This is a genomic window from Azospirillum brasilense (genome assembly GCF_005222205.1).
Classification (GTDB): Bacteria; Pseudomonadota; Alphaproteobacteria; order Azospirillales; family Azospirillaceae; genus Azospirillum; species Azospirillum brasilense_G.
On the sequence record NZ_CP032348.1, the window covers coordinates 696,894 to 704,115 of the forward strand.

A 7,222-nucleotide genomic window follows, 5' to 3' on the forward strand; every position below is an offset into this window, starting at 1 on the left:
GACGATGAACTTCGAGGAACAGGCCGGAAAATCCGTGCTCGCCCGCGCCGGGGTGAGCGTCCCGCAGGGGCGCCTCTGCGCCAGCGCGCAGGAGGCCGAAGCCGCCGCCCGCGCCATCGGGCCGGTGGTGGTCAAGGCGCAGGTGCCGACCGGCAAGCGCGGCAAGTCGGGCGGCGTCAAGCTGGCCGCCACGCCGGAGGAGGCCGCAGCATCCGCGCAGGCCATCCTGGGCATGGAGATCGGCGGCTTCCCGGTCGCCCGCGTCCTGGTCGAGGAGCAGGCGGCCATCGCCCGCGAATTCTACGCCGCGGTGCTGAACGACCCAGCCAGCCGCAGCCCGCTCGTGCTGTTCTCCACCGAGGGCGGCATGGACATCGAGGAGGTCGCGGCGACCCGGCCCGAATCCCTGCGCCGCATGGCGGTGGACATCCGCAAGGGCTTCGGCCCGGCGGACGCGCGCCGCCTGCTGCTTGGGCTGGATCTCGGCGAGGCCGCGGTGCCGGTGGCGGCGATGCTGGTCGATCTCTACCGCGTCTACCGCCAGCACGACGCCGAGCTGCTGGAAATCAACCCGTTGGCCCTGCTCGCCGACGGCCGCGTCGTGCCGCTGGACTGCAAGCTGACGGTGGACGATGCCGCCCTCTACCGGCAGGCGGACATCGCCGAACTGGGCGCCAAGGAGCCGCTGTCGGCGCTGGAGGAGCGCGGGCGGGCGCTCGACCTCAAATTTATCGAGCTGGAGGGCAACGTCGGCGTTCTGGCGAACGGCGCCGGCCTGACCATGACGACCATGGACGTGGTCAGCCACGCCGGCGGGCGCCCCGCCAACTTCCTGGAGATCGGCGGCGAGGCCTACACCAAGGGGACGGAGGCGCTGGACCTCGTGCTGTCCAACCCCGGCGTCAAAAGCCTCGTCGTCAATTTCTGCGGCGCCTTCGCCCGCACCGACGTGATGGCCGGCGGCGTGATCCAGGCCTGGAAGACGCTGAACCCCACCATCCCCGTCTTCTTCTCCATCCACGGCACCGGCGAGGACGAGGCCGTGCGCATGGTGCGCGAGGAGCTGGGGATCGAACCCTACGACCGGATGGAAGACGCCATTTCGGCAGCCGTGGAGGCCGCGCGATGATCGTACGCAAGAGCGACCGGGTCCTGGTGCAGGGCATCACCGGCAAGCAGGGCACCTTCTGGACCGAGCAGATGCAGGCCTACGGCACCACCGTGGTCGGCGGCGTGAACCCGAAGAAGGCCGGGCAGAACCATTGCGGCGTGCCCATCTTCGCCACCGCGAAGGAGGCCATGGCGAACGGCGGCTTCGACGTGTCGGTGATGTTCATCCCGCCCGCCGCCGCCAAAGCCGCCGCCATCGACGCCATCGAGGCGGGGGCGAAGACCGTCGTCTGCCTGACCGAGCACATCCCGTCGCACGACGTGATGGAGATGCACGCCGCAGCGGCGGAGCACGGCACCCGCATCATCGGGCCGAACACCGCCGGCATCGTGACGCCGGGCGAGGGCTTCGTCGGCATCATGCCCGCCTTCAACCCGCGCGTCTTCCAGCCGGGCCGGGTCGGCGTCATCTCGCGCAGCGGCAGCCTGGGCACGCTGGTCTGCCTGAACCTCGTGCGCGGCGGCCATGGCCAGTCGGCCTTCCTCGGCATCGGCGGCGACCCGATGATCGGCACAACGACCAAGGACGCGCTGGCCGCCCTGATCGACGATCCGGGCACCGACGCCATCGCGCTCGTCGGCGAGATCGGCGGCAGCATGGAGGAGGAGGCGGCGGAGCTGGTGGCGAAGACGGACAAGCCCGTCGTCTCCTTCATCGCCGGCCGTGCCTCCCCGCCGGGCAAGAAGATGGGCCACGCCGGCGCCATCGTGACCGGCGACCGCGGCAGCTACGCCTCCAAGCGCGGCGCGCTGGAACGCGCCGGGGCCGTGGTGGTGGACGTGCCCGGCGACCTGCCGGCGGCCCTCGACGCGCTGATGGCTGAGGCCGCGAAACGGTCGGGCGCGCAACGGCTCGCGGACTGACTGCGCGGCAGCACTTTCGAAGAACGGCACGGCAGCACAGCCCCCTCTCCTGGCCCCCTCTCCCGGCCCCCGCCGGGAGAGAACGGGGAGGCATTCCGGAAGGGAACGGAACAGGATGGCGAAGATCGACGACGTCGGCGGCCAGCGCGCGCGCGGGTTCGCCTTTACCCAGGGCTTCCAGCGAAGGAGCGGGCCGGCGGCGCCCGAGGACGCGCGCGGCTGGCTCGACCGCTACCAGTCGCCGCGCGAGGAACTGAACCCCTCGCCGACCGTCTCCGACACGGTCAAATACACCACCTGCTACATGTGCGCCTGCCGCTGCGGCATCAAAGTGCACATCAAGGACGGCCAGCTCCGCTTCATCGAGGGGAACAAGGACCATCCGGTGAACCACGGCGTGATCTGCGCCAAGGGGTCCGCCGGCATCATGACCCAGAACTCCCCGGCCAAGCTGCGCAAGCCCCTGCTGCGCACCGGGGAGCGGGGCACCGGCGAGTTCCGTGAGATCGAGTGGGACGAGGCGCTGACCATCCTGACCGAGCGCCTGTCCAAGATCCGCGACAGCGACCCCTGCAAGCTCGCCTTCTTCACCGGACGCGACCAGAGCCAGTCGCTGACCGGCTTCTGGGCGGCGCAGTTCGGCACGCCCAACTTCGCGGCGCACGGCGGCTTCTGCTCCGTCAACATGGCGGCGGCGGGCATGTACACGCTGGGCGGCAGCTTCTGGGAGTTCGGGGAGCCGGACTGGGACCACACTCGCTACCTGCTGCTGTTCGGCGTGGCCGAGGACCATGACAGCAACCCGATCAAGATCGGCCTGTCGAAGATGAAGGCGCGCGGCGCCAAGATCGTCTCCGTCAACCCGATCAAGACCGGCTATTCCGCCATCGCCGACGAGTGGGTCGGCATCCGTCCGGGCAGCGACGGGCTGTTCGTCTTCGCCCTGATCCACGAGCTTCTGCGCGCCGACCGCATCGACGCCGAGTATCTCGTCCGCTACACCAACGCCCCCTGGCTGGTCATCCAGGACCCCGGCGCCCCCGACGACGGCCTGTTCGCCCGCGACGCCGACGGCGCCCCGCTGGCCTGGGACGCGGTGGAGCAGCGCACCGTTCCCGCCACGCAAGCCGGCATCCGCCCGGCGCTCGTCGGCGCCGTCACCCTGCCGGACGGGCGGCGGGCCGTGCCCTCCTTCCATCTGCTGGCCGAACGCTACCTCGACCCGCAGCACGCGCCGGAGGCGGTGGCCGAGCGCTGCGGCGTCCCCGCCGACACCATCCGCCGCATCGCCGCCGAGATGGCGCACCTCGCCTTCCAGGAGACGCTGACCATCGAGCAGCCCTGGACCGACTGGGCCGGGCGGCGCCACGAGCGGATGGTCGGGCGGCCCATTGCCATGCACGCCATGCGCGGCATCTCCGCCCATTCCAACGGCTTCCACACCTGCCGGGCCATCCACATCCTGCAAATCCTGCTGGGCACCATCGACGTGCCGGGCGGCTGGCGCTACAAGTCGCCCTACCCCCGCCCGCCCCGCCGGGTCCCAAACCCGCCGGCAGCGCGGCGAGACCGGCCCGGCAAGGCCATCCACGGGATGCCGCTCGGCTACCCCATGGGACCGGAGGACCTGCTGGTCGGCGAGGACGGGCAGCCGCTGCGTATCGATAAGGCCTTCAGCTGGGACGCGCCGCTGTCGGTGCACGGCCTGATGCACATGGTGGTCGCCAACGCCTGGGAGGGCGACCCGTACCGCGTCGACACGCTGTTCATGTACATGGCCAACATGGCCTGGAACTCGTCGATGAACACGTCCGAGACGATGCGGATGCTGTCCGACAAGGACCCGGACAGCGGCGAGTACCGCATCCCTTCATCGTCTATTGCGACGCCTACGCCTCGGAGATGGTGGCCTACGCCGACCTCGTGCTGGCCGACACCACCTACCTGGAGCGGTGGGACTGCATCTCGCTGCTCGACCGCCCGATCGGCAGCGCGCACGGCCCCGGCGATTCCATCCGCCAGCCGGTGCTGACCCCCGACCGTGACGTGCGGCCCTTCCAGGACGTGCTGATCGAGCTGGGCGCGCGGCTCGGCCTGCCGGCCTTCGTCCGGGAGGACGGCAGCCCGCGCTACCCCGGCGGCTATCCCGACTACATGACCAACCACGAGCGCAAGCCCGGCATCGGCCCGCTGGCCGGCTGGCGCGGCGCCGACGGGAAGGACGCCGGCAAGGGCGCGCCCAACCCGGACCAGCTCGACCGCTACGTCCGCAACGGCTGCTTCTGGCATTTCGAGCTGCCGCCGGAGCAGCACTATTTCAAGCACGCCAACCAAGCCTATCTGGAAACCGCCACCCGCATGGGCTTCCTCGACAAGCCGGAGCCGGTGATCCTCCAGCTCTATGTCGAGCCGCTCCAGAAATTCCGCCTTGCCGCGGCGCGGGCACGGCGCGGTGGTGCCGCCCGCCGACAGCGGCCGCGGTGGAGACCTACTTCGACCCCTGCCTCTGGTATCCGCCGCTGGAGGAGGAGGGGCTGGACGTGAGCGCTTCCCGCTGCACGCGGTCACCCAGCGCCCGTGCCATGTACCATTCCTGGGGCTCGCAGAACGCCTGGCTGCGGCAGATCCTGGCGCGCAACAGCCTCTACATCGCGCGCTCCACCGCGGAGGCGCTCGGCCTCGCCGACGGCGACTGGGCCTGGGTGACCAGCCCGACCGGGCGCATCCGGGTGCCGGTCCGTCTGATGGATGGGGTGGAGGCCGGGACGGTGTGGACCTGGAACGCCATCGGCAAGCGCTCCGGCGCCTGGAACCTGTCCACCGACGCGCCGGAGGGGACCAAGGGCTTCCTGCTCAACCACCTGATCTCGGAACTGCTGCGGAGCGCAACGGCTACCGCCACGCCAACGCCGACCCGGTGACCGGGCAGGCCGCCTGGTACGACCTGCGCGTCCGTGTCGAGAAGGCGTCGCCGAAGGAGCGCGCCGAGACCATGCGCGCTTCCCGCCCAGGCCATGCCGCCGGGCGTCGAGCCGCCGGCCCGCCATCCTGCGCACCGGCGCCGCCTTCCGTCCAATCTCGGGAGTGCGGTCATGAGAGCCTTCCCAACGCGAGCCCGGCGCCCCGGCTGGGGCTGGTCATCGACCTCGACACCTGCGTCGGCTGCCACGCCTGCGCGGTGGCCTGCAAGCAGTGGAACGACGGCGGCCACATGGCGCCGCTGACCGATACCGACGCCTACGGCGCCGGCCCGGACGGGGTGTGGTTCAACCGTATCCACAGCTTCGAGGCCGGAACCGGTGACAGCGGCTGCGGGTCGCGCACCACCAACTTCCCGCGCTCCTGCCTGCATTGCGAACAGCCGGCCTGCGTGACCGTCTGCCCGACCGGCGCCTCCTACAAGCGGGCCGAGGACGGCATCGTGCTGGTCAACGAGGATTTGTGCATCGGCTGCAAGCTCTGCTCCTGGGCCTGCCCCTACGGCGCGCGGGAGTTCGACCAGGACGTCGGCGTGATGAAGAAATGCACGCTGTGCATCGACCGCATCCACAACGAGACGCTGGCGGAGACGGAGCGGGTGCCGGCCTGCGTCATGGTCTGCCCGACCTCCGCCCGGCATTTCGGCGACCTCGCCGACCCGTCCTCCGCCGTCTCGAAGCTGGTGGCGGAGCGCGGCGGCTACGACCTGATGCCGGAGCTGGGCTACGAGCCGACCAACAAGTACCTGCCGCCCCGCCCCCGCCCCCCCTGGCGCTCGACGAGCGCGTCACCAAGGACAGCGCCAACGACGATTTGCCGCTCCACGGCCTGCTGAAATGGGCCGACCGCATCCTGGCGCGCTGAGGGAGGGAATCCGATGCATCCGGCCTTCTCCATCATCTTCTTCACCAGCGCGGCGGGCGCCGGCTACGGCCTGCTCGCCCTGCTCGGCCTGCTGGCGCCCTTCGGCCTGCTGCCGGCGAGTCCGCTGTTCGGCCTCGCCGCCCTCGCCCTCGCCTTGGGGCTGGTGGTGGCCGGGCTGCTGTCCTCGCTGGCCCATCTCGGCCGGCCGGAGCGGGCATGGCGGGCGCTGTCGCAGTGGCGCAGCTCCTGGCTGTCGCGCGAAGGCGTCGCGGCGGTCGCCACCTTCCTGCCGGCGGGCGTCTTCGCCATCGCTTGGCTCTTCTTGGGGAGCGGTGTGGCGGGGGTCGCCGGCTGGATCACCGCGGCGATGGCGGCGGTCACCGTCTATTGCACGGCGATGATCTACGCTTCGCTGAAGCCCATCCGCCAGTGGGCCAACCCGTGGGTGCCGCGCACCTATCTGGCGCTGTCGCTGATGACGGGGCGCTGCTGCTGAACGCGCTGCTGGGCGTGGCGGGGCAGGCGGCGGGCTGGTCCTCCCTGCTGGCCTTGGCGTCGGTGGGGCTGGCCTGGGCGGCCAAGGAGGGGCACTGGCGGCACTGCGCCACCGCCCACCCCGTCAGCACGGCGGAGACGGCGACCGGCCTCGGTCACAATGGATTGGGTCACATCGGGCGGGTCCGCCTGCTCGACGCCCCGCACAGCGAGGACAATTACCTGCTCAAGGAAATGGGCTTCCGCGTCGGGCGCCGCCACGCCGTCCGCCTGCGCCTCATCACCCGCGTCGCCGCCTTCCCCTGCCGGCGGCGCTGAGCTCAGCGCGCTGGTCGCCGGTCCCGGCGCCCTGTCCGGCACCCTGGCGCTGCTGGCCGTTGCCGCCGCCGCGCTGGGGGTGATCGCCGAGCGCTGGCTCTTCTTCGCCGAGGCGAAGCACACCGTGACCCTCTTCTACGGCGCCGGGGAAGCCTGAGCCCGCCACTCTGGCCCCGCCTCTTCACCCTCAATCGGGAAAGGAGCAGACATGCCGCAGGACCACCGATCACGGCTCCGCCCTGGCCCTTCTCATGACCCGCGCCAAGGCGATGGACGCCCGGAGCCTCTACATCTGCGGCTCGCCCTCCTGCCCTCGCGTCGGCTTCCGCTCCGGTCCGGGCATCGTCTACGAGCCGCTGTCCGCCGGCCTCGCGGGGCACCTTCTCGACCGCTTCGCGGTGGACGGCCACGGCCTGAGCCAAGGGCTGCTCGTCTGGAGCGGGCGCCATTACCGCTGGTTCGCCATGCCGATGCCAGAGGGGGCCGACGGCTACGCCCCCCTGATCGCCGTGCACCGACCCGCCATTTGTCC

7 protein-coding genes are annotated in these 7,222 nt (G+C 71.1%); all 7 read left to right on the forward strand.

Features of this window, described 5'->3' with window-relative positions:
* Positions 1–4: 4 nt before the first annotated feature.
* The 7 genes from sucC to D3869_RS34800 all read left to right on the forward strand — a co-directional run bounded on the left by sucC (position 5) and on the right by D3869_RS34800 (position 6,690).
* Positions 5–1,129, forward strand: coding sequence for an ADP-forming succinate--CoA ligase subunit beta (gene sucC, locus D3869_RS29150; RefSeq protein ID WP_137142661.1), 1,125 nt, complete (start codon positions 5–7; stop codon positions 1,127–1,129).
* A complete protein-coding gene (locus D3869_RS29155; RefSeq protein ID WP_137142662.1) occupies positions 1,126–2,034 on the forward strand; it encodes a succinate--CoA ligase subunit alpha in 909 nt (302 codons plus the stop codon). The genes sucC and D3869_RS29155 overlap by 4 nt, the downstream gene beginning before the upstream one ends.
* A 115-nt stretch (positions 2,035–2,149) precedes the next feature.
* Positions 2,150–4,066, forward strand: a complete 1,917-nt coding sequence (locus D3869_RS29160; protein ID WP_432613439.1) for a molybdopterin-dependent oxidoreductase — start codon at positions 2,150–2,152, stop codon at positions 4,064–4,066.
* A 508-nt stretch (positions 4,067–4,574) separates the two neighbouring features.
* A complete protein-coding gene (locus tag D3869_RS34790) occupies positions 4,575–4,955 on the forward strand; it encodes a molybdopterin dinucleotide binding domain-containing protein (RefSeq protein ID WP_432613440.1) in 381 nt (126 codons plus the stop codon).
* Entirely contained in the window at positions 4,952–5,848 is an 897-nt protein-coding gene (locus D3869_RS29165; protein WP_432613441.1) for a 4Fe-4S dicluster domain-containing protein, read from the forward strand. The genes D3869_RS34790 and D3869_RS29165 overlap by 4 nt, the downstream gene beginning before the upstream one ends.
* A 42-nt stretch (positions 5,849–5,890) precedes the next feature.
* Complete coding sequence (locus tag D3869_RS34795) at positions 5,891–6,373, forward strand: dimethyl sulfoxide reductase anchor subunit family protein (protein WP_432613442.1); 483 nt, start codon at positions 5,891–5,893, stop codon at positions 6,371–6,373.
* On the forward strand, positions 6,319–6,690 hold the full coding sequence (locus tag D3869_RS34800) for a hypothetical protein (RefSeq protein ID WP_432613443.1): 372 nt from the start codon (positions 6,319–6,321) through the stop codon (positions 6,688–6,690). Before D3869_RS34795 ends, D3869_RS34800 begins: the two co-directional genes overlap by 55 nt.
* The last annotated feature ends 532 nt before the right edge of the window (positions 6,691–7,222 follow it).

Excerpts from the sequence above, each read along its gene's own strand:
- D3869_RS29160 (WP_432613439.1), top strand. The coding sequence starts at position 2,150 with ATGGCGAAGATCGACGACGTCGGCGGCCAGCGCGCGCGCGGGTTCGCC.
- D3869_RS34795 (WP_432613442.1), top strand. The coding sequence starts at position 5,891 with ATGCATCCGGCCTTCTCCATCATCTTCTTCACCAGCGCGGCGGGCGCC.
- D3869_RS29155 (WP_137142662.1), top strand. The coding sequence starts at position 1,126 with ATGATCGTACGCAAGAGCGACCGGGTCCTGGTGCAGGGCATCACCGGC.
- sucC (WP_137142661.1), top strand. The coding sequence starts at position 5 with ATGAACTTCGAGGAACAGGCCGGAAAATCCGTGCTCGCCCGCGCCGGG.